The following is a 25,063-nucleotide window of genomic DNA, read 5'->3' as shown; positions in this document are numbered from 1 at the left end:
AATAATCAATTTGACGAAAAGTGCAATGAAATCGATTTCAATCTTTCACTTTTCTACAAATTTCATCGCTATATAATGCTACAATTCATAATAATAACTTTATACTTACAAATAATCTACTAATCATTGATACCCTTCAATATATACTGTTCCTTTACCATTGTATAGCTTTCTCTGACAAATGTCATAAAATTGTTCTTTAAATAGCACATTTTTCTCACTTAAATTATGACAAATTTTAGACAATAAATCGCATTTATTATTTAAGGAGGAATAAAATATGAATATTTACATGACGACAGGAACTCCACAATTTATGGAAAAATTGTATCATAAGTATGAAAACGAAAATATGTATATCTTGTATGGCATAAACGAAACGCTTTTACTACATGAAACTGAAAGAAAAACCGTCTTTCAAACACCGCGAAAATATGAAGTGGTAGATGGATTAAATGAACTACAACAAGCAGGTTTCTTTACTTTTTACCATATCCCAGTTTCTGATGAAGGACGACCTGTCTTTGAAAAAAACATTTTACAGCGATTGGGCGGAATGAAAGATCAAACTGGATTAATGGCTTATCGAATACTACGCCCAAAAAAATCTGAGACATATATAATTCTCTTCCAATGGACAAATAAACGTGCTTATGACATATGGAAAAAATACGATCCATTCGCTTATGAACTCGAACATTTTTCCGTAGGAGTAAAAAAAGACAATATTTTTAATGCTGCAACATACATTACAACTTATTCTGGCGCAAAACAAAAAAATAATGAAGAAAGCTGACTCAAGTATTGAGTCAGCTTTTTACATTAAATCGATAATTGTTCCTATACGATGCTCTAATGCTTTATAGTAAACTCCTTTTGCAACTGCAAGGTCATAGTAGGATGCGCCAACCGATTTGAAAAAAGTAATTTCTTCCTCACTTTCCCTCGGAGCAATTTTCCCACTCACTAATAATTCAAGTTCACCATGCACATCTTCAAAGGACCATTCACCACTATTATTTGCGTCAATTAATTCACCAGCTTCTTCCATAACTCCTTCAAGATCATCCACTACTATTTTGGAAGCTCGTAAAATGGTTGTACGATCGATTTCACACATATGAGGTAAGTAAGATCCGACTCCGTTAATGTGGACACCAGATTTTAAATATTTCCCATTAAACACTGGTGTCGTTGAATTTGTCGCACAACAAATAATTTCTGACTTCGAAACTGCCTCATTCACATCATCTACTAGTTCAATGGATGCAGTTACACCATGCCCTACTAATTGTTGTTTAAATTGAAACGCTTTTTCCTTTGAACGATTAAACAATAAAATTTTCTCAATCTTCCTTACTGCCATTACGCCTAGCGCTTGCTCAAAAGCCATGCGACCTGTACCTACGATTGTCAACACCTTCGCATCTTGTTTCGCAAGTTTCTTTGTTGCTAATCCTGTCATCGCCCCGGTGCGAAGCCTTGTCAAATAAGAAGCATTCATAACTGCCAAATGCTCTCCGTTTTCCGTGCTAGTTAAAACAATAATCCCTTGCGTTGTCGGTAGCCCCTTTGCTGAATTGTTCGGGAAAATTGTTACTACTTTAACACTGGCAAAGTGATGTTCCAAATCTGCACTCGGCATATATAAAGAAGAAGCATTTTTTTCCGGAAATTCAAGCACTGTTCTGATTGGTGCCAACACTTTATTTTCTTGCTTTGCTATTAGCATTTCTTCCACATCTTTTAATGCATCTTCCATTTTATAGATGCTCTTAATCTGTTTTTCATTTAATAGAATCAATGACCACACGCTCCATTTTTACTAAACACTTTGCAATTCTTTCTTTTTCACTTCTTTACCTTTAAATTCATCCAATTCTTGATTATTCTTATCTTTCACTGTTAATACAGCAATAAAAGAGATGACCGCTGTCAAGATGATATATAACGCAACAGGAACGTAAGAATTATTAAATTCAACTAGCAGCCATGTTGCAATCAACGGCGCTGTTCCTCCAGCCAAGGCAGCCCCAATTTGATATCCTAATGAAACCCCAGTATAACGAACTTTTGCATCGAATATTTCAGAAAACATTGTTCCCAGCACCGAAGTAATCGGAGCCCAAATAATTCCCAATCCAAGCACTGTAGCAATTAGGAGTGTCGCAAATGTTCTTTGTTCGAGCAACCAAAAATAAGGAAACGCATATAAAATCATTCCGATTGTTCCCGTAATATAAACTTTTTTTCTACCAATTTTATCAGATAAGCTACCCATATACGGCATTAAAATGGTTGTAATAATTGTAGCAATCATGATGGATATTAACACTTCTGAACTTTTAAATCCTAAGTTGTTCGTACCATAGGAAACAATAAATGTAGAGAAAATGTAAAATGGTGCAGTTTCTACAACTTTTCCACTTACAGCAATAATAACCTCTTTCCACTGCGTTTTAAAAATTTCTATGAAAGGCAACTTCGGAATTTCTCCGGATTCTTGTACTTTTTTAAAGGAAGGCGTTTCATCTAATCCTTTACGAATCCAAAGACCAAAGATTACTAATAAAGCACTTAAAATAAATGGAATACGCCATCCCCAAGCAACGAAACTTTCAGGCGAAACAATAGAAGTAATAAAAGATAACGCTCCCGAACCTAAAAACATCCCAATTGTGACACCCATTTGTGGGAAGGCACCGTAAAAGCCCCGTCTTTCTTTTGGAGAATATTCAACAGCAAGTAATACTGCTCCTCCCCATTCTCCTCCAATTCCAAGTCCTTGAACTAATCGTAAAACAATTAATATGATTGGAGCCGCTATGCCAATTGCTTGATATGTAGGTAATAATCCCATTAATACTGTCGCTATCCCCATAATTGATAATGTTAAGACGAGTGTACGTTTTCTTCCGATTTTATCTCCAATATATCCAAAGATGATTCCTCCAAATGGACGGATGAAGAATGCAAGCGCAAGAGATGCATAAGACGCAAGCAACCCTACCGTCGGATCGTCGGTTACAAAGAACACTTGATTGAATACAAGTCCCGCTACCGTTCCATAAAGGAAGTAGTCGAACCATTCAATTGAACTTCCTACTAAACTTGCAATCCAAACTTTCGTCATAACATTTTTGCTTGTACTCATGTTAGTCCCTCCTATTGAATATATAAAAATTGAAGTGTCACTTAAATTTATGCAAGAAATCATACATTCATTCGAATTTTCTATGAAAAATTTAGGTATTAGTTCTATTATTTTTTAGGGGGATGTTTATTTATGATGATTGGGGAAAAGCTTCGAAAAATCCGAAAAATGAAGAAGATGACTTTAAAAGATTTGTCTGAAAAGACGGGGGTTTCAATTAGTTTTTTATCTCAAGTAGAAAGAAATAAATGCAGTGTTACTTTAGAATCGTTAAGAAAAATTAGCGATGCGTTAAATGTCAATCCAAGCTTGTTCTTCTCTGATACAAATTATCAAGCAAAATCTTTTCCGTTTTTTTACAAAGACTTGTCCAACAATGTTCAAGGGGCTTCATTTCACCCGATCTTAGCGACACTAAAGCCAAAGGAAAACAAAGGAAATGAATTTTCCCATTACGGCCATGAGTTTATTTATGTGTTATCTGGAGTTTTAACTGTTTCTCTCGAAGGAAAAGTTTTTGAATTAAGAAATGGGGAATCCATTATGTTCGAATCTAGCCGTAATCATTATTGGTGGAATGATGGAGAAGAGGATGTGCAGTTTCTTCTAGTGTCTACTTTATGAGAATGGGAATTACGCTAGTTCATCTCATTTTGTAGGATATTCATGAATACAAATTGGAAAAAACTCTCTCTTTTTTGTTTCAACAATAAAAACAGTAAACGATTATCATGTTGTAATTTGTACTTTCTGGATTCTCCATAATAGAACTCAAGAATAAAAGCGCATTGGAAAACACTTATGAAATCCAATACGCTTATATAGCAGATGTATAATCCAACTTAAACATGCACAACCGGATCTTTTGACAAGTTAAACGTCAACTCGTTCATCACAATGATAATAATAGCTGGAACAAAGAAATATGGCTGTCCAATGGCACAAAGCATTACTAGCATCCCTTGAATAATCATAAAAATACGCAATAGCTTTTGAACAGCTTTCTTTCGTTGATTCTCTTTTATTGGAAAAAGCATGTCCATACGAAAATCAGAAGAAGACAATAACGCATATTTTAACTGAATGGTCGTAGCAAAACTTAATGCTCCTGCAACAATCCATAATACAATCGGAATATCGATCGTCAACGCGACAATCACTAAAATGGCTGTTAAACGAACCCATAAATAAAAATGGTCATTCGTTCTTACAAAAGTACGGAAAACTAAATAACTTTGAGTACTTTCCTTATTAAATAGAACAAATTTATAAATGATATCTAACCATGCTCTACGTTTTATTGCACCGCGGATATGAGGAACATCTGTAAAGTAGTTCGCAAATCGGTAAAAGGCCATCATACGATTTTGTTCCAATTTTACAAAATGTTCGTAAGGAATTGGTTGAACGATTACTTTCTTTTTTAACGACTGATTGTACACTATAAGCAACAATATATATAGGAAAGCCCACCAAAATTGAACCGATAGAATGGCTTGCACCGCTAAAATTGATACCGCCATTCTTGCTATGCGATCAAAAGCGATGAAATTCCCTCGATTGACATAGCGATAATGGAATTCAGTTTGAACGTTAATATATTTCAGTATGATGATAAACAGCAACCCAAGCCAAATATGCAATGATTCTAATTCCGTGACTGCATTCAATAAAGGAATCGCAATAAGATAGCAAATTGCAGATAGGAAAACTTGTGACCAAAAAGTCCAATTCAATGCTTTTCGGAAATAGATGGGCATCTGTTTTTCTAATGGCAATAAATATACTTGATCTGGCTCTTTTAAAAGAGTGACTGGACGAGAAAATGCAACGATAATACCTACCACTACAGCAACAAGCCATTCAGCTGGGAAATTGGATGATACAACTTGCAACCACTGGCTATATTGAAACCCAAGCGCTCCAATGGCAAACACAATCACAATAGCCAAATGCCCAGTGAACACAAAACGCATATATTTTTGAACTTCAATCATATAGTGTTCGAAACGTTTGGACCATACTTCTGCCAAATTACTCATTATGTTGCTCCTTCGTCATGGCAATATATAAATCATCTAACGTTGCATTTGGCATATTAAACGCTTTTCGTAAATCTTCCATCGTTCCCTGTGCACGAACTCGTCCTTCATGAAGGAAAATGATGCGGTCACAATGTTTCTCAGCCGTCGATAAAACGTGCGTAGACATTAAAACAGAAGCCCCTTCGTTTTTCCTTTCAGTCATTTGGTTAAGCAATGATTGAATCCCTAACGGATCGAGCCCAACAAATGGTTCATCAATTATATATAATGAAGGTTTTACTAAAAAGGCGCACATAATCATCACCTTTTGCTTCATTCCCTTTGAAAAATGGGATGGGAACCAATTGAGGCGCTTCTCCATCCGGAATTCTTCTAATAATTTTCCGGAACGTTCCTTTAAAGTATGCTGATCAATGCCGTATGCCATCGCCGTTAATTCCAAATGTTCTTTTAACGTAAGTTCATCATATAATACGGGCGTTTCGGGAATATAGGAAAAAGATGAACGATATGTTTCAATATCTTCATTTAACGTAACACCATTTAAACGGATTTCTCCTTTTTGTGGAAGAAGCGTCCCAATTATATGTTTAATAGTTGTACTTTTTCCAGCGCCATTTAAACCAATTAAGCCAACCAATTCCCCTTGTCCAATTGAAAAGTTCAAATCTTTAATGACGGGTTTTCTTGTATATCCACCTGTTACATCCTTTACTTCCAACATAGTTAACACTCCTATTCTTCCTACAGTTTATCAAAATTAGAAAATGTATTCATCTCATGAAATATGTTAAAATGTAGATAAATTTTGTATGAAAGGATTGGGTGAAATGAGCGACTGCATTTTCTGCAAAATTATTGAAGGTTCCATTCCATCAAATAAAGTATATGAAGATGAACATGTTTTAGCTTTCATGGACGTAGCGCCATTAACAAAAGGACATACTTTATTAATTCCAAAACAACACGTCAAAGACTTATTTGAAATGCCTGAAGATGTAGCACGAAATTTATATGCAGCTGCACCAAAAATTGCAAATGCCATTAAAAAAGCGTTTAATCCACAAGGAATGAATACATTGAACAACAACGGTGCCTTTGCTGGACAAACAGTATTCCATTATCACTTGCACTTCATTCCACGCTATGACGAAAACGATGGATATATAGTACGTTGGGAAACGAAAAAAGATGAGTTTACTCCTGACACATTAAAAGCAATTGCGGATGAAATTAAAGCAAATTTGAATAAGTAATGCTTTCTCAGACTGGCTCAAAACAATTCCACGAGTCAGTCTTTGTCATTTAAAAAAGTTGTTACTATCCTATTAAAATTGCTTGAAAATTATTTCTTTTAAGATTACAATCATACTATATATTTTCGCTAACGGCTTGAGGGCACGTTAGGAAAGTAGAGCATAGTTTAGTAGAGGAGAGATTTATTATGAAAACGAAAAATTTAGTGTTAATGGCCCTTTTAGTGGGGATCGGTACAGCTCTTTATTTAGTGATGCCACCAGTTCCAATCGGTGGTGGAATTAAGCCAGATTTAATGTTAACGATGATGTTTGTCGGGATTATTTTATTCCCTACTGTTCGAGATACTTTTATCCTTTCAGTAGTAACTGGTGTTCTTTCCGGTTTATTCTCATCAATTCCAGGATCACTCATTCCAAATATCATCGATAAATTTGCCACAGGTTTTATCTTTTTTGTTGTAGTACTTTTAGTAAATAAATTTGCAAAAAATGTTGTAGCTTACGGTATTTTGATTGGATTAGGAACGTTGTTATCAGGAACTGTATTTTTATCAATGTTGCTATTATTAGTAGGCGAAATGCCAGCAGCTTTTGGCATTATGTTTGTAACGGGAGTAATTCCTGCAACGATTGCAAATATCATTGCATTTGCAATTATTTATCCTATTTTAAAAGGTTTGTTAATGCGTTCCAAATTCGAAACTTCTGTTACACAAGTATCATAATATTGGATATTTCGCTGTCTAAGTTTTACTTAGATAGCTTTTTTATTTTCTTTCATTTTGGTTTAATATGGATAAGTACAAGAATTAATATTTTAGACAATTTCTTTACATACTAATTACAAAAAAAGGGAGAGATTTTCAATGCGTGCAAAACCATTTTTAATCGGACTAACTGCTGGAGTCATTGCAGGAATTACGACTGCAATTTTCACAACTCCACAAACAGGCAATCAATTACGAATGAATATCGCGACTACTTCCAAAAATTTAAAAACAACTATGAGTCAATTAAATAATCAAATCAATGACATAAAAAATGGGATCTCCACTTTAACAAATGAAGTGAAAATTACTATTCCACAAATATTATTCGATGTAAAAAATTCCATTTCACAATTTACACAAGATGTTCAACCAAGTTCACAAAATTTAAAAGAAGAATTGGAACAATTACAGAAAAGCCTAAGCGAAATCGAGAATAATCTTTCACAAATCAAAAAAGGTTAAAATATACTCAGTATAATAATATCCAGGACTTTATAACTAAACAACAATGTGTTTTTAGCACTATTTTTTCAAATTTTATTAAAAAATAACATTTATTAATCACTTTTCATTTATTTATTTTTTCTAACTTTAAACTTTTTTCTTTTATTGCTATAATATTTTAAAATCCTATAATAAGAAGGTGAATCAAATTGTCTGTAGAATCTTATACGTTGAAAGAGGCTATGATTTATAGCCAACGAATTGCCCAACTTTCAAAAGCTTTGTGGAAAGCCGTCGAAAAAGACTGGCAACAATGGATTAAACCGTTTAATTTAAACATTAACGAACACCACATTTTATGGATTGCTTTCCATTTGCAAGGTGCATCAATTTCAGATGTTGCAAGGTTTGGGGTAATGCACGTATCAACTGCGTTCAACTTCTCAAAGAAATTAGAAGAGCGCGGGCTTCTTAAATTTTCAAAGCGCGATGATGACAAGCGCAATACGTATGTTGAACTCACTCCTGAGGGAGCAGAGCTAGTGATTCGTATGTATGATCATTACTTGGATACGGAACACTCTATTTTGGAAGGATCTCTAGCATTGAAAGAATTGTATGGTAGATTTCCAGAATTTTTAGACGTTATGGCAATTATTCGAAATATTTACGGGGAAGATTTTATCGAAATATTTGAGAGATCTTTCAAAAATTTTAAAGAATCTATAGAAGAAAAAGATACGCATGAAGTAGTTATTAAAAATGAAATATTAATGAATAAATAGCAATTGGGGATTATGGGGAGTGTATTAGGTACACTCTTTTTTCTTTTGTCTGCAAAATTATTAGCATAATAATTCAGTTTGTTTTACAATTTTCTTAATTTCAGATAGAGGAGTATTGCAAATATGCATTGTTGGAAAACGATTAACATAAAAAGAGAATATCGTACACCTCGCCTTGTATTTTATGCAATCATTATTTTTATTCTTGTTTTTTCTTTTTCATTTATTATCATCGGTGCAAACCGTCCATTAATATATGATGCTCATCATTTCCCATTATTTATATTAGTTTGTTTACTTTTATACCCGCTGCATAAGCTAATTCATTATTATTCACTGTTTTCTTATCGCAAATCGGTTAAATTAAAATGGAGATTTGAGTTTAAACTGATTCCCATAGTTCAAATTCGAATTAAAAAAATGTTACCGAAAAAAAGATATATGTTTATTCTTTTAACTCCATTTATTATTGTAAATACTTTACTTATACTTGTAGCAATATTCCTTCCCTATTATTCACATTACGCTTGTTTACTACTCGGATATCATTGTGGTATTTGCTTAGTAGACATATTATATTTTATACATTTGGTGAAAGCACCAAAAAATGCTGTAATAGAGGAAACACCTAAAGGTTATGAAATTCTAGTTCCTCCTAGTTTTTCAAACATTCCCAACAATTAAAACGATAAATATTCAATTACTCACTTGTGGGATGGTACCACTTTTTGTTATTCTTAAATGAAGTGATAGAGGGGAGGAATAGACTTGCTACTGTTAATTGTAGTGCTATTCTCGGTATTTTATTTATTCCAAATTAACAAAATGACATATGCACTATGTATGCAAAAAGAAATACCTGAAGAAAAACAACCAAAAATTTTTAGCACAATTAATATATTAGTAACGATTTTACTAATATCCTTTTATATTGAGGTGTATGTTGCCATCAATTTTTAATAAGAGGAGATGTAGGTTACAATTATAGTTCAATATAGATAAAAGAGCTAAAGGAATTCCTTTAGCTCAATTCACTGTAATCAATGCATGTAAGCTGCACCAACAATGATTAATAAGATAAACAACACAACCAATAGCGCGAACCAGGAGCTACCTCCGTATCCACCACCATAACTTTGACCCATAACGACACCTCCTTTCTAATGCCTATATTATGCAGTAGGTAATGGGCTACTTAGGCAAACATATTAGTGCAACCATTTAGATTTTTATTCGTTTATGTTATAGTTACAATTGGATTTTAAAGACAGGGAGAGAAAGTATATTTATGAAGAAAACATTTTTAGCTATTGCATTAGCAACATCCGTATTTACATTATCTGCTTGCAACTCTGGTAATGAAGTAGTGGTTTCTACAAAATATGGCGACATCACAAAAGATGAATTCTATGATGAAATTAAACAATTAGCTGGTAGCATGTTATTAGAGCAAGTAGTGATTGAGCATGTTCTAGAAAATAATTATGAAGTAAAAGACGAAGAAGTAGAAGAGCGCTTCAATCAATATAAAGAACAATTCGGAGATTCTTTCAAAGACGTTTTACAATCACAAGGATTAACGGAAGAGCAATTTAAATCAAATATCCGCTTTACTTTATTACAAGAAAAAGCTGAAAAGGATATCGAAGTAACAGATGAAGAAATTGAAAAGTATTATAACCAAGGAAAATATGAATTGCATGCTCGCCATATTTTAGTGGATGACGAAGCTACTGCTAAAGAAGTCCTTGAAAAGCTTAATAAAGGTGAAGACTTTGTTGAATTAGCGAAAGAATATTCTAAAGACACTGCCAACGCTGAACAAGGCGGCGATTTAGGCTGGTTTACTGTTGGAACAATGGTAACAGAATTTAACGATGCTGCTTATGCATTAGAAGTAAATGAAATTAGCGAACCAGTTAAAACAGATTTCGGCTACCATATCATTCAACTTTTGGACAAACGTGAAGTTGAAAATTATGGTACTTTAGAAGAGAAAAAAGATGAAATTCGCCAAGAATTAATTAACATGAAAGGCGGATTTGCAGCGAAATTAACAGAGTTAGTGAAAGAAGCGAAAATTGAAATAAAAGATAAAGACTTAAAAGATGCATTTTCACAAATTTTATTAACTGAAGAAGATTCTAAAGAAAAAGAATAATACAGATTAAGTACGAAATGTTTTGAAAGATCACCTTTTCATGCTAAAAATGGTGCTGGCGAATCCTCCCAGCACCATTTATTTTTTCAAAAAATAATTTACCGAATTCAGTAGCATTCCACCATTCACTATCGAATAATTGTTATATCAAAGTACATCATCGTGAATCAAGAAATACTATCTTATGATAACATGTCATAACATTCCTTAAAGAAAAAAGAAAACGAAGAAAACCCATTGCTTTCTTCGTCCCCTCTTTTTGTTCATCCACTCAATATTAAAATTCTTCAAATTTTGGTTTATAAAATGAACGATTATCCAGCGCAAATATACGTTCCGTAAATTCTCCTGGCTTTGTTTTGTTTAATGCCCTCGTTAGCATATTCATTTTCGCATCAATATTATCAATATAATGCAAAATTTCCGCCTCTTGAATCATCGGTTTTTTCGGGCTTCCCCATTCTTCCTTCCCATGATGAGAAAGAACGATATGTTGTAATACCATCACTTCTTCTCCTTCAATTCCTAATTCCTTTGCCGCTTGCCCGATTTCATCAACCATGATTGTAATATGACCTAGTAAATTTCCTTCTACCGTATATGTTGTTGATACGGGGCCGGACAATTCCTTCACTTTCCCTATATCATGCAATATAATTCCAGCATAAACTAAATCTTTATTTAATGTTGGATATAATTCACAAATTGCCTTCCCTAATCTCAACATATGCACGATATGATCTAATAATCCAGAAACATAATCATGGTGGTTTTTAGAGGCTGCGGGGAAAACAGTCAATTCCGATTGATATTTTTTCATTAGAAAACGGGTGATTCTAGAAATTTTGGGATTTTTAATTTCAAAGAAAAATTGGGTTAACTCTTCAAATAATTTTTCCTTTGGTGTTGCAGCAGAAGGAATTAAATCATTTATCTGTATCCCGTCTTCCGGTTTTGCTAGTCGAATTTGTTTTATGCGAAGTTGGTTTTTACCGCGATATTCATGGATTTCTCCACCGATTTTTACAATCACTTGCGGTTGGTACATTTTTTCATGCTCTTCATTCGTATCCCAAAGCTTTGCTTCGATATCGCCACTTTTATCTTGGAGAATGAGCGTCATGAAAGGCTTACCCACCGTTGTTACTCCCTTGGTTGCTTGTTTAATAAGCAAAAATTGATTCACTGCATCTCCTGGCTGGAGTTGAGTAATACCTGGCATATCCGACACTCCCTTTTCTTTCCCTTCATCGTTCAAATTAATCGTTCATTTTTCATTGTACCATTTGTTTAAACTTGATTCGATGTTAGAATCCATAAATTATAATTCTATAAACTTGCTTTATTTTTGTTGTATAATAAAATTGAATTTTCAAAAAAGGATGGGATGAAAATGGCAAATTTTTATTTCACGGCTTACGAAAAATCAGGGGAACTATTATTTAATGAAGTTTGGGAATTTGAAAATGAACAAGAAGCCATAATAGAAGGCCAAAAACGCATTGAAGAAAAAGGGGTTCAAGATAAAACGCATCGACTCGTAAACTCTTCAGGAAAAATCATTTTATTCCATGTATAAAAAATTGGAGGTTGGCTTTTCACTATAAATAGTCAACCTCCAGCTAATTTTTATTTTTATTGCCCTATAAATTGAGGGGGACGCTTTTCAACAAAGGCTTTAATGCCTTCCAAATGGTCTTTCGTATTCCTCATCTTTATTTGTGCTTCCAGCTCTTTTGCCAGCACTTTATTTAATTCAGAAAGGCGCTCAGTATGATAAATTTGTTTTGTCTCAAGCATCGCTAAAATAGGAGAAGATAAAATTTTCTCTGTATATTGTTGCACGTATTTTTGCGCTTCTCCATCCTTTACAACGGCATCCACTAATCCAAGGTTTAATGCTTCTTCCCCATTCAATACTTTGCCTTCCCAAATAATTTGCTTTGCCTTTGCTACTCCAACTCGTTCCTTCATAAAGAAATGCCCACCACCATCTGGGATGAGGCCAATTCCTATGAAATTCATAGCTAACTTGCTATTTTCTTCAGCAATGACATAATCTGATGCAATGGCAAGGCTGAATCCAAGACCTGCTGCAGCACCATGTACTTGAGCTATCGTAATCATTGGCAATTGATAGAAAGCAAGCATCATTCGGGAAATCGAATCCATGATATCATGAAACTCTTGCAATTGCTCTGATTGAAGCATCATTTTAATGTCTCCTCCAGCAGAGAATGCTCGCCCTTCCCCTTTAATAACTAATATTTGAATATCCTTTTCGCCTTGTAACTGTTCAAAGCAATCCGCCAGTTCTTTTAACATTACTTCATTCATTGCATTCATCGCTTGTGGACGCTTCAATGTGAGCACAGCAAGACGATCATTACGACTTAATTCAATTGTTTCGTATGCCATTTCTTCCACCCCTTAATTTTGATGTACAATTATTACTTCTACTTAGATGGAAAAAATTCCTTTCGAACATAGACAATCAAATTTTAGCAACAATAAATGTATATTCATCAATTAAAAAATCTTTATACATAAAATAACAATAAAAACACGAATATTAACAACAAACAACAAATACAATGTTCGTTAATTAACGAAAAATTTAAGCGTTTTCATTAAAATTTTTTAATCATTTTAGGAAATTAGTTGACATTAATGAACAATCAGTTTATTATGGAAACACATTAATAAGAGTCAAAATATTATGACGGAGACATGCTCTTACGTTCAGATTCTCAGAGAGCTGATGGTTGGTGCAAATCAGTGTTTCTGGCGTTTGTAGTTCCACTCCTGAATAGAATGGCTGAACAAATAAGTAAGCCAATTCCGGTTAATGCACGTTACGCATCACTTGAGGTTGCCTTGAATTAGGCAACGAAAAAGGGTGGCACCGCGTGAAGTTGATATGACAGCTTTTCGCCCCTAATTTATAGGGGGTGGAAGGCTTTTTTTAATACCTAAAAAAATGGAAGGGGTCTTTTTATCGAGAAAGTCTAACAATTGTTGCAATTGTTCGATAGTTGGCTATTGTCTTTAATTCTTTATTAAAAAATATTAATGAAAAAGGAGTTTTTTAAATGGTTACAAAAGCAACTACAGCTACAGATGTAATTAAAGTGTTTATTGCGGATCCATTAAGTGAAGACGGTATTTTCCCATTGCGCGAAGAAAAAGATCTGAATTTAGAAATCATTGTGGATACTGGGAATTCACAAGAAGAACTCATTGAAAAAATTAAAGATGTTGATGCATTAATCGTGCGCAGTGCTACGAAAGTGACTCGTGAAGTAATTGAAGCTGCAAAAAATTTAAAATTAATTGGTCGTGCTGGTGTAGGAGTAGATAACATCGATCTACAAGCTGCAACTGAACACGGTATTATTGTAGTCAACGCACCAGATGGAAATACAAACTCTGCTGCTGAACATACCATTGCGATGATGACTTCTCTTGCTCGCCATATTCCACAAGCTTATTTATCTTTAAAAAATGGAAAATGGGATCGCAAAACTTACGTTGGGGTTGAATTGAAAAACAAAACGTTAGGTGTTATCGGTTTGGGGCGTATCGGTACAGAAGTGGCTTTCCGTGCAAAAGGACAACGTATGAATATTATGGCATATGATCCATTCTTAACTGAAGAAAGAGCGAAAGAACTTGGTGTAACAAAAGCAACTGTTGATGAAATTTGCCAACAAGCTGATTTTATCACTGTGCATACGCCACTATTACCTGAAACGAAAAATTTGATTAATAAAGAAAAATTCGCTCTTATGAAACCTGGCGTACGCATTATTAACTGTGCACGTGGTGGAATCATCAACGAAGATGATTTATATGATGCAATCGTGGAAGGAAAAGTAGCAGGCGCTGCTCTTGACGTATTCGTTGAAGAACCAGCTACAGATCATAAATTGCTAACTTTACCACAAGTGATTGCTACACCTCACTTAGGTGCATCTACAGTTGAAGCACAAGAATCTGTAGCAGTAGATGTTTCTAACGACATTATTAAATACTTTAAAACTGGTACTGTTACAAACCCTGTAAACATGCCATCAATTCCAAAAGAGCTGCTAGCTGAAGTTGAACCATTCTTTGAATTAGCAGAAAAACTAGGTGCTTTCTTATCACAAGTAACAACAGAACCATTAAAAGAAATTAATTTGTTCTACGCTGGTGAAATCGCAAATTACGATGTACGTCCATTGACTGCAAATACATTAAAAGGTTACTTAAAGAAAACTCACGGCGAAAATGTAAATGACGTAAATGCACGTTATTTAACAGAAAGAGTTGGCGTAAAAATTAACGAAAATAAAACAACAACAGCAAAAGGATTTACTAACCTTATTACTGTTGAAGTAATTACGGAAAATGAAACACATAGTGTTGCAGGTACACTTCTAAACGGTCTTGGAGCTCGTATCGTAAAAGTAGAAAACTTTGTTGTAGATGTTATTCCAGAAGGTCACTTATTATACATTAAAAATATCGATAAACCAGGAGCAATCGGCCGCGTTGCAACGAAACTTGCTGAGAAAGACGTCAACATTGCAACAATGCAAGTGGGACGTAAACAAGTTGGCGGTGCTGCTGTCATGATTCTTTCAATCGATAATGAAGTAACTCCTGAAGATTTAGTTTACGTAGAACAATTAGAAAATATCGATGAAGTAAAAGCAATTACTCTTTAAGCTGCCCGGCACGACTACTTGGTGAGATAGAACAGAATTGTGCTTTGTGTCCCTAAATATACAGGCAATGGAATTTTACCATTGCCTGTATATTATTTTGCCCAAAAAACTTCCGATAGAAAACTTTCCAACTTTGTTTTCTCCTTTAAATTTCATTTTTCTGTTCATACTATGGATGAACGAAAGGACGTGATGACCATTTTAACGGAAAAACAAATTGCTAAGCTAAAAAAACAGCTGATTGAACAAAAACATGCGTTGTTAAAAAATCAATCTGTAGATGACGAGTTTGTTGACCGTGGCAGCTTACGAGACGCTATTGATGAATTATCAACAGTCGACAATCATCCTGCAGACATAGCAACAGAACTTTTCGAAAGAGAAAAGGATTTATCTTTAAAAGTTCACCAAGAAGATGAATTAGCTAAAATTAACGCTGCTTTAGAGAAAATTGAAAACGGTACATATGGAGTTTGTGAAGTATGTAAAAAAGAAATTCCATATGATCGATTAGCAGCTATTCCATATACCTCCTTCTGTATTGAACATGCAGATGCAAAAAACATCCCTACTGATCGACCAGTAGAAGAAGATTTACTGATTCCTCCTGTCGATAATTCCTTTGCTGAAAGAGAAGTAGAAGGGGTAATTCAAGATTTTGAAGATACATTCCAAGTGGTTGCAAAATACGGTACATCTGAAACGCCATCAGATTTTGAAGGGGATTTTGAAGATTTCAATGAACTATATGACGACCCTGAAGAATACGCAAATAACGATGAACCCCAGTCTTTCCATGTATCGACGAAGGATGAAATACCTTTTCCAATGTCAAAAAGAGAAATTGAAGAAGCAAGTAAATATGATTATTTAGAATAGAAAATGCGAGACGGCATATGTCTCGCATTCATTTTATTATGAAAGCTTTTCAACTAATTGTAAAAATTCCGTTAATGATGAAACTTCGTAAGTTGGTTGGATATCAGGGTTTTGCAGATTATTTTCCCGATTGATCCAAACATTTCGCATGCCTACCCGAGATGAGCCTAAAATATCTGTTTTTAAATTATCGCCTACCATAATCCCTTCATCCGCAGTAATGCCGGCCTTTTCCATCATAAATTCAAATAGAGATGCATCAGGCTTTCCTTTTCCAAAGTCACCAGAAATAATCACATGGTCGAAATAAGGGCGGATTTCTGGTGTTAAAGTTAATTTTAAGTTTTGTAAACTTGGTGCACCGTTTGTTAATAGTACTAATTGGTACTTTCCTTTTAATGCATCAAGAACTTGATACGTATCATAATAAACAAAAGGATGTTTTTTCCGTTCTTCAACAAAACGTTCTCCGAGCTCAGCGCCGAATGTTTCATCATCAATGCCTAACACTTTTAAACCGTTTGTCCAAGCATCTTTTCGATAATTCGGCACAATGTTTTTCATTTTTTGGAATGAATCAGTAGGATCATCAAAAGTTCCCCACAAACCTTCAAAAGGATTAATACCAATCAACACCGTATAATCGTAAGTTTCATAGGATTCATAAAGCTTTCGTGCTTCTTTGCGTACCGCTTCTTCCAATTGTTCAGGGTCTATATCGTATTTCGTTGCCGCATATTGACATGTTTTTTCAAAAGCTGTTTTGATACTTTTTTTATCCCAAAGTAACGTGTCATCTAAATCAAATATGATCGTCGTAATTGCCATTTCCAACTTCTCCTATTTATGATTGTAGTAATTATTATTCTAGCATATATTGAAATTCTAGCTATATAGAAATTGGAACTTCTATTTATACATTTTGTTCATTTAAAAAACACCTCCACAGTAATAGAGGGGAGGTGTTATCGTTAACGGGTAACTCAACATTCATTTTTCAATTGCACTCGATATAAATCATTGAGCATTTCAATCTTTTTCTCAATCGCATTTTCAAAAGATAAAATATACTGATAAGGCTCTTTAGGGTTATGGTATTGTGTGATTTTACCAGTTTTGGGATTTACAAATTTAGTAGCTGCCCCACAACCGATACCTAATATCGTTTGTACCTCTTCCATAATGACGATATTATAGATGCTTTCCTCGCCCGGTTTAGAGTATCCAACATTTTCTAAATTACCTAAAATGTTTTTTTGGCGATATAAATAATACGGATTGTATCCATTTTCGCGAGTCCACTTTTGAGCCATTTCCATCATCCTCGACACCGTTGGACGATCAGCCACTTTATATTTATCTTTATTTTGCGTCATTTCGGAAGCACGTTTGAAAGATAACGTATGCACAGTAAGGGATTCTGGTTGCAGTTTTTCAGTTTCATTCAAAGAATGTTGAAACTCTTCAACTCCCTCATTTGGTAAACCGATGATTAAATCCATATTGATATTATTCATTCCTAAATTGCGAGCAAGTAAAAATTTATCGATTGTTTCTTGTACAGTATGATGACGGCCTATCGCTTTTAACGTTTCATCGGTATAACTTTGCGGATTGACTGAGATGCGATCAATACCCCACTTTTTCAACACTTCTATTTTTTCCGGTGTAATCGTATCAGGTCGACCTGCTTCTACAGTGATTTCACGAATAGATTCAGGATTTGGGAACGATTCAAACATCGTCTCATATAGGGCATCCATTTCATCCGACTCGATTGCTGTTGGCGTACCGCCGCCCCAATATATCGAAGTCACTTTCATATCATTTTCCTTCAACCATTTTCCCATTTCTCTCATTTCGATATGCAATCCATCAAGGAAAGAAGCCACTCGTCCTGTTTTTCGATTCGGCGCGATTGCATAGGCTGGGAAAGTACAATAAGCGCATTTCGTCGGACAGAAAGGGACACCGATATAGATAGAAATTTCTTTCCCAATCTCATCTAAATCGGGAATTGTTGCTAATTGGCGCTCAACAATCGATTCCAATAATTGAATTTTTTCAGTGGATACACGAAAATCTGTTTGTAATACTTCTGCAATTTCATTGCGTGTAAGTCCTTGTTTTCTTAATTTATGATAAAGTTTTGTTGGTCGCACTCCCGTTAAAATCCCCCAATGTTGCTTTATTCCAGTATATTGCTCTAACACGTCCAACAGCACGTGAGATAATGCGCGCTTCATTCGAATATTTTGTTCTTTTTCTGTTCCATCCGTATCATATTTTTTTGAATAAGTGCTAATAAACGTTTTTCCATCCACCTCTAACTTACTAGCAGTGTAATACACGTTGTTTTCCATTTTATATTGAAAACGAACAGACAAATCCGGATCCTCAATGATTTCGTAAAGCTTACAATCTTCAAAAAATAGATTTGCTATATGTGTTAAAACATTAATCCAGTCTTGCTTGAAACTTTCGTGGATGATTATTTTTTTCATTCATACCTCTTCCTTTATAGAACTTGTTGCACTTTTACTTGTTTACGTGATTTTTTTATTTTTAGTTCCTGTTTATTTTAACAGCGAAAGGCTTTATTGACTATAAAATCATGCATGTTTTTTATGGAAATAAAAAAGACCACACATTCAGTGCGGTCCAATTACCGATCTTATAGTCCATCATAGAGGGATTGAATCGGTTTAATTAGCGAACGATTTGCCTCATCAATAAGACGGCTTAATTCCATTTCAGCTTCTAACATTGCCATAATTTTAGGATTTTGTTGAGCAAGTTGAGCAGTTTTTTGGAAGTAGAGATATTCTTCCTCTAGCAATTCTTCTCCTTGCATTTGCTTTTGTTGCAATTTTACCTGAACATCGCGGAATTGAGTGAAAATCGTTCTTGCTTGTTCATCATCACGAACAATGTCAACAGTATCTTTTAATTTTTGAAACGCTTCCGTTTGACTAATGGATGTCTCTAACTTTTGAATAAGTTCCATAAATTGATTCATTTATAATCCTTCTCTCTATTAATTTAAAAATTGTACAATTAAACCTTGTACGATACCAATTAATCCTCCTAAGAAACCGCCTAATAGAGTAATCATCATTAACTCACGATTTGCAATTCCTATCACGATTTCTTCCAACTTTTCGATTGGGAAAGAGTCAACTTGCTCTCGAACAACTTCTTTAATGTCTAATTTTTTCAGTACATCTTCAAGTTTTGATTCAGCAAGTTCCAAAGCCTTATCGACAATTTTAGGCATCAAATCGTACTTTACCCAGTCGTTGCCATTTGGAAAGTAATAGTTTATGGATTTATTGAATCGTTCTTCAATAGCTAATTCTCTTTTGGCATAGGATTGGATATTTATTAGTATTGGTTCTAATTGTATCTCATTTAGGTAATTCATGATAGGCTGTTTTTTTATTTTTCCCCATTCATCATTCATAATATTCACTAATGAACTTTTTGTTTCAGATGAGCGAAGAAGTCGAACGAGCTCATGTTGAATTTTAGAGACGATGGATGAAGAATCGCTGAAAAACATTTGGAAAAGTCCACCGATTGTCCCTTTTGAAGAAAGAAAATCATCTAATAGATTTTTAATGGTGATTTCTCCTTTGGAAGATAAAATATAATCTTCCCCTCTTTGAATGATGGTTGTCACTAATTCTGGTACTTTTTGATTTATCGTTTTTGTAATATCTTCCGGCAACACTTCTTCAATCGATTTTGTCGATAAAGTATGTTTAAAAGATACAAATTGTTTTTCTATAAAATCATCAACTTGCCCTTCAATCTTTTCTGGCAACCCATTTATTCCTGCTAGTTCCAACCAATCTTTCAGTGTTTTATTATTTAAAAATATCAATTCTTCCGACTTTGATTGTGCAAACTGTAAAATTCCAAATCGAATTTCTTGAGAGAATAATTTATTTTTGATGACATCAGGTGTCAATAAATAATCTTGCACCGTCACCCCTATTTGTCTTGCCAATTCCCCGCGGCGTTTTGGAATTAGTCCTGGTGTAAAAGGAAGCTTCCATTTTCCTAAATAAAGCGCATTATATGGTCTAAAAATCATTTTAATCGCTAAAAAGTTTGTTGCACTACCAATGATTGCACCGATAATTGCCATAGATAGTATTAATAGTACTACATCCATTAATATCCTCTTTTCTAACACAATGATTTCACTAACAAAAGTTACTTTGCGAAATAAATAATAACATACCTTTTGTTATATACGATTATATTTCATTATTGTTTCATGAACATTGAAAGTTATTACGGACTATTTCTTTTTTTCGCGATTTATTTTTCCTCCCAATAATAGCTCTAACTTGCTTTAGGAAAATTATTCTTTCCCCCAAAAGATTTAAATTTATTTACAAAATCGCATACTATATATAACAAAACGACTCACAATCTTCTGAAAATTTCAGAGATGGATGATTTGTATTTTTTTCAAAAATCCGTTATGATTATCTTATTAAAAATTAATTTTATTGTAGGAGGTGTACTCCTCATTTCACCCCTCATTCGGGCGTGGAACGGGGAAAGTATTTGGACGGAGACATAGTGGGGCTGACCATTAAGTTAGCTGTTTTTGCCTTATTAATTTTGTTTTCAGCATTTTTTGTTGCCACAGAATTTGCGATAGTAAAAGTTCGGGTAACGCGTATTGATCAACTTTTAGAAGAAGGAAACAAAAAAGCAATTAAGGCTAAAAAGGTAATTGAGAACCTTGACGAGTATTTATCTGCTTGTCAATTAGGAATTACCATTACTTCATTAGGTCTAGGTTGGTTAGGTGAACCTACTGTACAGTTGTTATTAAGTCCATTATTTAAATGGATTGGTGTAACAGGACCTATCACTGAAGTTCTTTCATTTATTATTGCATTCAGTATTGTAACGTATATCCATGTTGTGGCAGGTGAATTGGCGCCTAAAACGTTAGCGATTACAAAAGCTGAATGGGTAACGCTTAATTTTTCAGGAGCGTTGTATACATTTTATAAAGTGATGTATCCTTTCATTCACCTTTTAAACATGTCTGCTCGTGGTTTGGCAAGAATTTTCGGTGTGAAATCATTTAACGAAACCGATACAGCCCATACGGAGGAAGAGCTTCGTATGATTATGGCTGATAGCTTTAAAAGCGGTGAAATCAAATATTCTGAATTTGAATATGTAAACAGTATATTTGAATTCTCAGACCGCACGGCCAAAGAAATCATGGTGCCACGAACAGAAATTACAACGATTGATAAGGAAGCAAAACTAAAAGATGTTTTTGAAGTAATGGGTGTGGAACAATATACTCGCTATCCGGTGATTGATGGCGATAAAGACCACGTAATTGGTTTAGTCAACTTAAAACATTTATTAACTGCATATATAAAAGATCCTAAAAATGCAGAAAAAACAATTACAGAATATATGCAACCAATTATTCGAGTAATTGAAACTGTTCCAATCAGCGATCTTTTATTAAAAATGCAACATGATCGTATACACATGGCAATTTTAATGGATGAATACGGGGGAACTTCCGGTTTAGTAACCATCGAAGATATCATTGAAGAAATCGTTGGTGATATTCAAGACGAATTCGACGATGACGAAATCCCTGAAGTTCAAGAAATTAGTGATGGCCATTATATTATAGATGCAAAAATGTTAATTGAAGATGTAAATGAAATGTTGAATATTCATATCGATGATGAAGATATCGATACAATCGGCGGCTGGTTCTGGACTCAACGCTACGACGCTGTTGAGGGTGACAGTTTTGTATATGATGGTTACGAATTCAAAATTAAAGAATTAGATGGTCACCATATTTTATACATTGAAGTCATCAAATTGCCAGAAGAACAAGAACTCGACTTGTACTCAGTTGCTGAATAACGTATTTCAAAAACGACTTTCTTTTCTAAGAAAGTCGTTTTGTCATGTTCGGAACTTTTGTAGGGAGGAAAAAAAGTGGAGCTTTATACAAATTTACGAGCAGGGGAAAAAGGTGCCTGGATATCTATAGGCGCATACATATTTCTTAGCGCAATGAAACTTATCATAGGACACATCGGCGATTCAGAAGCTTTAAAAGCAGATGGTCTTAATAATACTACAGATATTATTGCATCTATAGCAGTTTTAATTGGTCTAAAAATTTCACAACGTCCTCCTGATGAAAATCATCAATACGGTCATTTGCGTGCCGAAACAGTTGCATCTTTAGTGGCTTCTTTTATTATGATGGTCGTTGGACTTGAAGTAATCTTTAGCTCAATTATGAACATATTTGACCCTGTTCGCAATTCGCCATCCACTTTAACCATTATTGTTGCATTAGGCAGTGCTGCTGTCATGTACATGGTATATCGATATAACTTAGCTCTTTCTAAAAAAATTAAAAGTTCTGCGTTAAAAGCGGCTGCCTATGATAATCGTTCCGATGCATTAGTTAGCGTTGGTACAGCCATCGGTATTTTTGCTTCGATTATCGGCTATTCAATTATAGATACCATTACTGCTTTAATCATCGGAGTGATTATTATTAGAACTGCATTGGAAATCTTTTGGGAATCAGTGCAAACATTGACAGATGCGTTTGATACCGAGGAAATCGAAACTTTATCCACATTAATAAAAAATGTAGATGGTGTTATTGAATTGGTGGATTTAAAAGGAAGAACACACGGAAATGCAACATTTATTGAAGTGACAGTGACAGTAAATCCATATTTAAACGTCTGGGAAAGCCATCGCATTACAGAAAATATCGAGTCAACGATTAAACGATTTGACATTAATTGTACAGCGCTTGTACATATTGAACCTCACGAGGCAGAAGAAGGTGTAGATTAAAAGCACAGAAGTACTAATTTAAAGGGAACAGTAGATCCATTTTATCGAAATTCTACTGTTCCCTTTAATCATTTATTTTATAAATGCTTTCCTTCGCAAATGACATAACTCTAATTTAAATTTTCCCGCTTCCTTCTGTTAACCCATGTTTTACTGCATAAAGAGCTGCTTGTGTTCGATCTTGCACTTCCAATTTCGCAAATATATTCGAAATATGGGTTTTAACTGTCTTTTCTGTAACAAATAATGACGATGCAATTTCCTTGTTGCTTTTTCCTTTCGTCAATTCCGCCAGCACATCTTGTTCACGTGGAGTTAATGGGTTTTTCACATGCGGCAGATTTCCTTCCTCCCTTAATGATTCTTCCAATTGTGTTGTGGCTACCGGGTGCATAATGCTTTCTCCACGCATTACTTGCCGAATGGAATTGACTAAATCATCCGGTTCAATATCCTTTAATTGATAGCCAGCTGCCCCAGCTTCGATGGCGGGAAGAACATGGTCTTTATCTGAAAAGCTTGTCAATATAATAACTTGTACTTCTGGCCAACACGCTTTAATTTGTTTCGTCGCTTCAATGCCATCCATCTCCGGCATGACTAAGTCCATTAATACAATATCCGGGTTTAATTCTTCCACTAATCGAACTGCTTCCATCCCATTTTTCGCTTCCCCAACTACTTCAATATCTTTTTGGGTCTTCAAAAAGAATAATAAGCCTCTACGAACAACATGATGATCATCCGCAATTAAAACACGTATCATCCTGCTTCCCTCCTCAATAAGGTAATCGAACGAACAATTCGGTCCCTTTTCCAATCTCCGATACCCATTCAGCTGTGCCGCCAATTGCAGTAGCTCGATCTCGTATCGATTGCAATCCAATGGAAGGGATGTTCATGTTTTGATCAATTTTAAAACCTCTACCCTCGTCTTTTATAACGAGTAAAATATCTGTTTGTGTCACCGTTAAGTAAATCGTTGCTTCCATCACGCCCGAATGTTTTCGGACATTATTTAATGCCTCTTGAGTGATTCGGAATAATGTTTCTTCTACTCTTGAAGGAAATTGAATGACTCCTGATACATTGATCGTTAATTTGATCTTTAACATTTCTGCATAAGCTTTTATTGCATCGATTAGTCCACTTTCCAATCCTTGAGGCCTTAATTGCCAAATAAGAGCCCTCATTTCTGTTAATGCGGACTGTGTCAAATTTTGAATTTCTTTAAAGGTTTCCTTAATTTCTATATTATCGCTCATCTCTATTCCAGCACGAGCCGTTAACGTAACGGAAAACAATAACTGATTCACAGAATCATGCAAGTCGCGCGCCAACCGATTCCGCTCTCGAACTAATGCCATTTCTTGTTCTTGTTTCGTTAAACAAATACGTTTAATGGCAGATCCCATTTGAAAAGCTACAGATTCTAGCAATTCCAATTCTTCTTCTGTAAATACAACTGTATTGGGAGTAGCGACATTTAGTATTCCGAACCGTTCATTACCCGATTGTAATGGCACCGTTGCATGATGGGTAATTCCTGCCGTATCGCCCACCTTTTCCTCGATGGCATTTTCAATTCTTTGACATTCAATAATATTTGATGCTTTTTTTAGTTCATTTCGTCGGAATCGAGAAACACACCAACAACCACCCTTTTTTAAATATTGGCAGTCATTGTAACATAACCCTTCCGGCAAGTTCTCGTGGACTACAAGATTAATCTTTCCTTTTTCATTAATAAAGAAAATCCATCCTGTTGTAAAATTAGTTCCTGCTAAAAATTTTTTAAGTGCTCCTTTTAGCATTGGTATTAATTCTGTTTCTTCATTAAGCAGTTCCGCAATTTCTTTTAATAATGTAATATTGGAATGATCATTTACTACCATATAGCACCTCAACAAACACTTTGTAGTTTAATCATAACATTCCCCTTATTCCCTCGCATTCGTTCAAC

The 25,063-nt window shown here is 34.6% G+C and carries 27 protein-coding genes and 1 other annotated feature; of the genes, 14 read left to right on the top strand and 13 right to left on the bottom strand.

The features are described 5' to 3' along the window. Positions 1 to 280: 280 nt before the first annotated feature. Positions 281 to 796 (top strand): antibiotic biosynthesis monooxygenase, encoded by a 516-nt coding sequence (locus tag NSQ18_RS10935; RefSeq protein ID WP_168412525.1) that lies wholly within the window; start codon positions 281 to 283, stop codon positions 794 to 796. Between the two features lie 21 nt (positions 797 to 817). On the opposite strand, the gene NSQ18_RS10930 is transcribed toward NSQ18_RS10935, so the two are convergent. Together NSQ18_RS10930 and NSQ18_RS10925 are read right to left on the bottom strand one after the other, a co-directional pair. Continuing rightward, on the bottom strand, positions 818 to 1,804 hold the full coding sequence (locus NSQ18_RS10930; protein ID WP_339288054.1) for an ornithine cyclodeaminase family protein: 987 nt from the start codon (positions 1,802 to 1,804) through the stop codon (positions 818 to 820). Positions 1,805 to 1,825: 21 nt separating this feature from the next. Further along, complete coding sequence (locus NSQ18_RS10925; protein ID WP_339288052.1) at positions 1,826 to 3,154, bottom strand: MFS transporter; 1,329 nt, start codon at positions 3,152 to 3,154, stop codon at positions 1,826 to 1,828. 132 nt (positions 3,155 to 3,286) lie between these two features. On the opposite strand from NSQ18_RS10925, the gene NSQ18_RS10920 reads away from it, so the two are divergent. After that, on the top strand, positions 3,287 to 3,778 hold the full coding sequence (locus NSQ18_RS10920) for an XRE family transcriptional regulator (protein WP_339288050.1): 492 nt from the start codon (positions 3,287 to 3,289) through the stop codon (positions 3,776 to 3,778). Between the two features lie 218 nt (positions 3,779 to 3,996). Here NSQ18_RS10920 and NSQ18_RS10915 read toward each other — a convergent pair whose 3' ends face one another. Together NSQ18_RS10915 and NSQ18_RS10910 are read right to left on the bottom strand one after the other, a co-directional pair. After that, positions 3,997 to 5,196 carry an ABC transporter permease gene (locus NSQ18_RS10915; RefSeq protein WP_016838143.1) on the bottom strand — a complete coding sequence of 400 codons (1,200 nt, stop codon included), beginning with the start codon at positions 5,194 to 5,196 and terminating at the stop codon, positions 3,997 to 3,999. Then, positions 5,189 to 5,923 (bottom strand): ABC transporter ATP-binding protein, encoded by a 735-nt coding sequence (locus NSQ18_RS10910; protein ID WP_016838144.1) that lies wholly within the window; start codon positions 5,921 to 5,923, stop codon positions 5,189 to 5,191. The genes NSQ18_RS10915 and NSQ18_RS10910 overlap by 8 nt, the downstream gene beginning before the upstream one ends. 106 nt (positions 5,924 to 6,029) lie before the next feature. On the opposite strand from NSQ18_RS10910, the gene NSQ18_RS10905 reads away from it, so the two are divergent. The 6 genes from NSQ18_RS10905 to NSQ18_RS10880 all read left to right on the top strand — a co-directional run bounded on the left by NSQ18_RS10905 (position 6,030) and on the right by NSQ18_RS10880 (position 9,417). Further along, positions 6,030 to 6,455, top strand: a complete 426-nt coding sequence (locus tag NSQ18_RS10905; RefSeq protein ID WP_026019060.1) for an HIT family protein — start codon at positions 6,030 to 6,032, stop codon at positions 6,453 to 6,455. 188 nt (positions 6,456 to 6,643) lie between these two features. Beyond that, positions 6,644 to 7,183: a tryptophan transporter gene (locus NSQ18_RS10900; protein WP_016838146.1), complete on the top strand. Its 540-nt coding sequence runs from the start codon at positions 6,644 to 6,646 to the stop codon at positions 7,181 to 7,183. 141 nt (positions 7,184 to 7,324) lie between these two features. Beyond that, complete coding sequence (locus NSQ18_RS10895; RefSeq protein ID WP_016838147.1) at positions 7,325 to 7,690, top strand: YtxH domain-containing protein; 366 nt, start codon at positions 7,325 to 7,327, stop codon at positions 7,688 to 7,690. A gap of 185 nt (positions 7,691 to 7,875) precedes the next feature. Then, positions 7,876 to 8,457, top strand: coding sequence for an HTH-type transcriptional regulator Hpr (locus tag NSQ18_RS10890; protein ID WP_184656237.1), 582 nt, complete (start codon positions 7,876 to 7,878; stop codon positions 8,455 to 8,457). 123 nt (positions 8,458 to 8,580) lie between these two features. Then, a complete protein-coding gene (locus NSQ18_RS10885; RefSeq protein WP_016838149.1) occupies positions 8,581 to 9,141 on the top strand; it encodes a DUF3267 domain-containing protein in 561 nt (186 codons plus the stop codon). 84 nt (positions 9,142 to 9,225) lie between these two features. Beyond that, complete coding sequence (locus NSQ18_RS10880) at positions 9,226 to 9,417, top strand: hypothetical protein (protein WP_339288047.1); 192 nt, start codon at positions 9,226 to 9,228, stop codon at positions 9,415 to 9,417. Between the two features lie 80 nt (positions 9,418 to 9,497). On the opposite strand, the gene NSQ18_RS10875 is transcribed toward NSQ18_RS10880, so the two are convergent. Further along, positions 9,498 to 9,602, bottom strand: coding sequence for a YjcZ family sporulation protein (locus tag NSQ18_RS10875; protein ID WP_016838151.1), 105 nt, complete (start codon positions 9,600 to 9,602; stop codon positions 9,498 to 9,500). Between the two features lie 143 nt (positions 9,603 to 9,745). Between NSQ18_RS10875 and NSQ18_RS10870 the strand changes: the two genes are divergently transcribed. Next, positions 9,746 to 10,618 (top strand): peptidylprolyl isomerase, encoded by an 873-nt coding sequence (locus NSQ18_RS10870; protein WP_016838152.1) that lies wholly within the window; start codon positions 9,746 to 9,748, stop codon positions 10,616 to 10,618. 277 nt (positions 10,619 to 10,895) lie between these two features. On the opposite strand, the gene yhaM is transcribed toward NSQ18_RS10870, so the two are convergent. Continuing rightward, the gene (gene yhaM / locus NSQ18_RS10865; RefSeq protein WP_016838153.1) at positions 10,896 to 11,840 is read right to left on the bottom strand and encodes a 3'-5' exoribonuclease YhaM; all 945 of its coding nucleotides are present in this window, start codon (positions 11,838 to 11,840) and stop codon (positions 10,896 to 10,898) included. A 171-nt stretch (positions 11,841 to 12,011) separates the two neighbouring features. On the opposite strand from yhaM, the gene NSQ18_RS10860 reads away from it, so the two are divergent. Beyond that, positions 12,012 to 12,197: a YhzD family protein gene (locus tag NSQ18_RS10860; protein ID WP_016838154.1), complete on the top strand. Its 186-nt coding sequence runs from the start codon at positions 12,012 to 12,014 to the stop codon at positions 12,195 to 12,197. A gap of 56 nt (positions 12,198 to 12,253) precedes the next feature. On the opposite strand, the gene NSQ18_RS10855 is transcribed toward NSQ18_RS10860, so the two are convergent. Beyond that, a complete protein-coding gene (locus tag NSQ18_RS10855) occupies positions 12,254 to 13,036 on the bottom strand; it encodes an enoyl-CoA hydratase (RefSeq protein WP_339288044.1) in 783 nt (260 codons plus the stop codon). A 292-nt stretch (positions 13,037 to 13,328) separates the two neighbouring features. Next, positions 13,329 to 13,560: a binding site (T-box leader), on the top strand. A gap of 150 nt (positions 13,561 to 13,710) precedes the next feature. Here NSQ18_RS10855 and serA point away from each other — a divergent pair. Together serA and NSQ18_RS10845 are read left to right on the top strand one after the other, a co-directional pair. Next, entirely contained in the window at positions 13,711 to 15,330 is a 1,620-nt protein-coding gene (serA, locus tag NSQ18_RS10850; RefSeq protein WP_016838156.1) for a phosphoglycerate dehydrogenase, read from the top strand. 171 nt (positions 15,331 to 15,501) lie between these two features. Then, a complete protein-coding gene (locus NSQ18_RS10845; protein ID WP_339288042.1) occupies positions 15,502 to 16,209 on the top strand; it encodes a TraR/DksA C4-type zinc finger protein in 708 nt (235 codons plus the stop codon). Positions 16,210 to 16,245: 36 nt separating this feature from the next. Here NSQ18_RS10845 and NSQ18_RS10840 read toward each other — a convergent pair whose 3' ends face one another. The 4 genes from NSQ18_RS10840 to NSQ18_RS10825 all read right to left on the bottom strand — a co-directional run bounded on the left by NSQ18_RS10840 (position 16,246) and on the right by NSQ18_RS10825 (position 20,389). Beyond that, entirely contained in the window at positions 16,246 to 17,037 is a 792-nt protein-coding gene (locus NSQ18_RS10840; RefSeq protein WP_339288040.1) for an HAD family hydrolase, read from the bottom strand. A 155-nt stretch (positions 17,038 to 17,192) separates the two neighbouring features. Beyond that, entirely contained in the window at positions 17,193 to 18,713 is a 1,521-nt protein-coding gene (locus NSQ18_RS10835; protein ID WP_016838159.1) for a coproporphyrinogen III oxidase, read from the bottom strand. Between the two features lie 170 nt (positions 18,714 to 18,883). Further along, positions 18,884 to 19,228, bottom strand: coding sequence for a YlbF family regulator (locus tag NSQ18_RS10830; protein WP_016838160.1), 345 nt, complete (start codon positions 19,226 to 19,228; stop codon positions 18,884 to 18,886). A gap of 18 nt (positions 19,229 to 19,246) precedes the next feature. Beyond that, positions 19,247 to 20,389: a DUF445 family protein gene (locus NSQ18_RS10825; RefSeq protein WP_168412584.1), complete on the bottom strand. Its 1,143-nt coding sequence runs from the start codon at positions 20,387 to 20,389 to the stop codon at positions 19,247 to 19,249. Between the two features lie 416 nt (positions 20,390 to 20,805). Here NSQ18_RS10825 and NSQ18_RS10820 point away from each other — a divergent pair, with 416 nt between their 5' ends. Further along, on the top strand, positions 20,806 to 22,140 hold the full coding sequence (locus NSQ18_RS10820) for a hemolysin family protein (protein WP_172597925.1): 1,335 nt from the start codon (positions 20,806 to 20,808) through the stop codon (positions 22,138 to 22,140). A gap of 75 nt (positions 22,141 to 22,215) precedes the next feature. Continuing rightward, entirely contained in the window at positions 22,216 to 23,100 is an 885-nt protein-coding gene (locus tag NSQ18_RS10815) for a cation diffusion facilitator family transporter (protein ID WP_016838163.1), read from the top strand. 115 nt (positions 23,101 to 23,215) lie between these two features. On the opposite strand, the gene NSQ18_RS10810 is transcribed toward NSQ18_RS10815, so the two are convergent. Continuing rightward, a complete protein-coding gene (locus NSQ18_RS10810; RefSeq protein ID WP_016838168.1) occupies positions 23,216 to 23,866 on the bottom strand; it encodes a response regulator transcription factor in 651 nt (216 codons plus the stop codon). 13 nt (positions 23,867 to 23,879) lie between these two features. Further along, positions 23,880 to 24,995, bottom strand: a complete 1,116-nt coding sequence (locus tag NSQ18_RS10805; protein WP_016838170.1) for a GAF domain-containing sensor histidine kinase — start codon at positions 24,993 to 24,995, stop codon at positions 23,880 to 23,882. Between the last annotated feature and the right edge of the window lie 68 nt (positions 24,996 to 25,063).

This window comes from Ureibacillus sp. FSL K6-0786 (assembly GCF_037965165.1).
Lineage (GTDB): Bacteria > Bacillota > Bacilli > Bacillales_A > Planococcaceae > Ureibacillus > Ureibacillus thermosphaericus.
The sequence above is the reverse complement of the archived record's forward strand: the minus strand, read 5'-3'. Positions and strand labels throughout refer to the sequence as shown.

Coding starts and splice junctions, on each gene's coding strand:
- NSQ18_RS10900 (WP_016838146.1), top strand. CDS start 6,644: ATGAAAACGAAAAATTTAGTGTTAATGGCCCTTTTAGTGGGGATCGGT.
- NSQ18_RS10915 (WP_016838143.1), bottom strand. CDS start 5,196: ATGAGTAATTTGGCAGAAGTATGGTCCAAACGTTTCGAACACTATATG.
- NSQ18_RS10860 (WP_016838154.1), top strand. CDS start 12,012: ATGGCAAATTTTTATTTCACGGCTTACGAAAAATCAGGGGAACTATTA.
- NSQ18_RS10905 (WP_026019060.1), top strand. CDS start 6,030: ATGAGCGACTGCATTTTCTGCAAAATTATTGAAGGTTCCATTCCATCA.
- NSQ18_RS10835 (WP_016838159.1), bottom strand. CDS start 18,713: ATGAAAAAAATAATCATCCACGAAAGTTTCAAGCAAGACTGGATTAAT.
- NSQ18_RS10925 (WP_339288052.1), bottom strand. CDS start 3,154: ATGAGTACAAGCAAAAATGTTATGACGAAAGTTTGGATTGCAAGTTTA.
- NSQ18_RS10875 (WP_016838151.1), bottom strand. CDS start 9,602: ATGGGTCAAAGTTATGGTGGTGGATACGGAGGTAGCTCCTGGTTCGCG.
- NSQ18_RS10810 (WP_016838168.1), bottom strand. CDS start 23,866: ATGATACGTGTTTTAATTGCGGATGATCATCATGTTGTTCGTAGAGGC.
- NSQ18_RS10895 (WP_016838147.1), top strand. CDS start 7,325: ATGCGTGCAAAACCATTTTTAATCGGACTAACTGCTGGAGTCATTGCA.
- NSQ18_RS10845 (WP_339288042.1), top strand. CDS start 15,502: ATGGATGAACGAAAGGACGTGATGACCATTTTAACGGAAAAACAAATT.
- NSQ18_RS10910 (WP_016838144.1), bottom strand. CDS start 5,923: ATGTTGGAAGTAAAGGATGTAACAGGTGGATATACAAGAAAACCCGTC.
- yhaM (WP_016838153.1), bottom strand. CDS start 11,840: ATGCCAGGTATTACTCAACTCCAGCCAGGAGATGCAGTGAATCAATTT.
- serA (WP_016838156.1), top strand. CDS start 13,711: ATGGTTACAAAAGCAACTACAGCTACAGATGTAATTAAAGTGTTTATT.
- NSQ18_RS10920 (WP_339288050.1), top strand. CDS start 3,287: ATGATGATTGGGGAAAAGCTTCGAAAAATCCGAAAAATGAAGAAGATG.
- NSQ18_RS10855 (WP_339288044.1), bottom strand. CDS start 13,036: ATGGCATACGAAACAATTGAATTAAGTCGTAATGATCGTCTTGCTGTG.
- NSQ18_RS10935 (WP_168412525.1), top strand. CDS start 281: ATGAATATTTACATGACGACAGGAACTCCACAATTTATGGAAAAATTG.
- NSQ18_RS10870 (WP_016838152.1), top strand. CDS start 9,746: ATGAAGAAAACATTTTTAGCTATTGCATTAGCAACATCCGTATTTACA.
- NSQ18_RS10830 (WP_016838160.1), bottom strand. CDS start 19,228: ATGAATCAATTTATGGAACTTATTCAAAAGTTAGAGACATCCATTAGT.
- NSQ18_RS10805 (WP_016838170.1), bottom strand. CDS start 24,995: ATGGTAGTAAATGATCATTCCAATATTACATTATTAAAAGAAATTGCG.
- NSQ18_RS10840 (WP_339288040.1), bottom strand. CDS start 17,037: ATGGCAATTACGACGATCATATTTGATTTAGATGACACGTTACTTTGG.
- NSQ18_RS10825 (WP_168412584.1), bottom strand. CDS start 20,389: ATGGATGTAGTACTATTAATACTATCTATGGCAATTATCGGTGCAATC.
- NSQ18_RS10885 (WP_016838149.1), top strand. CDS start 8,581: ATGCATTGTTGGAAAACGATTAACATAAAAAGAGAATATCGTACACCT.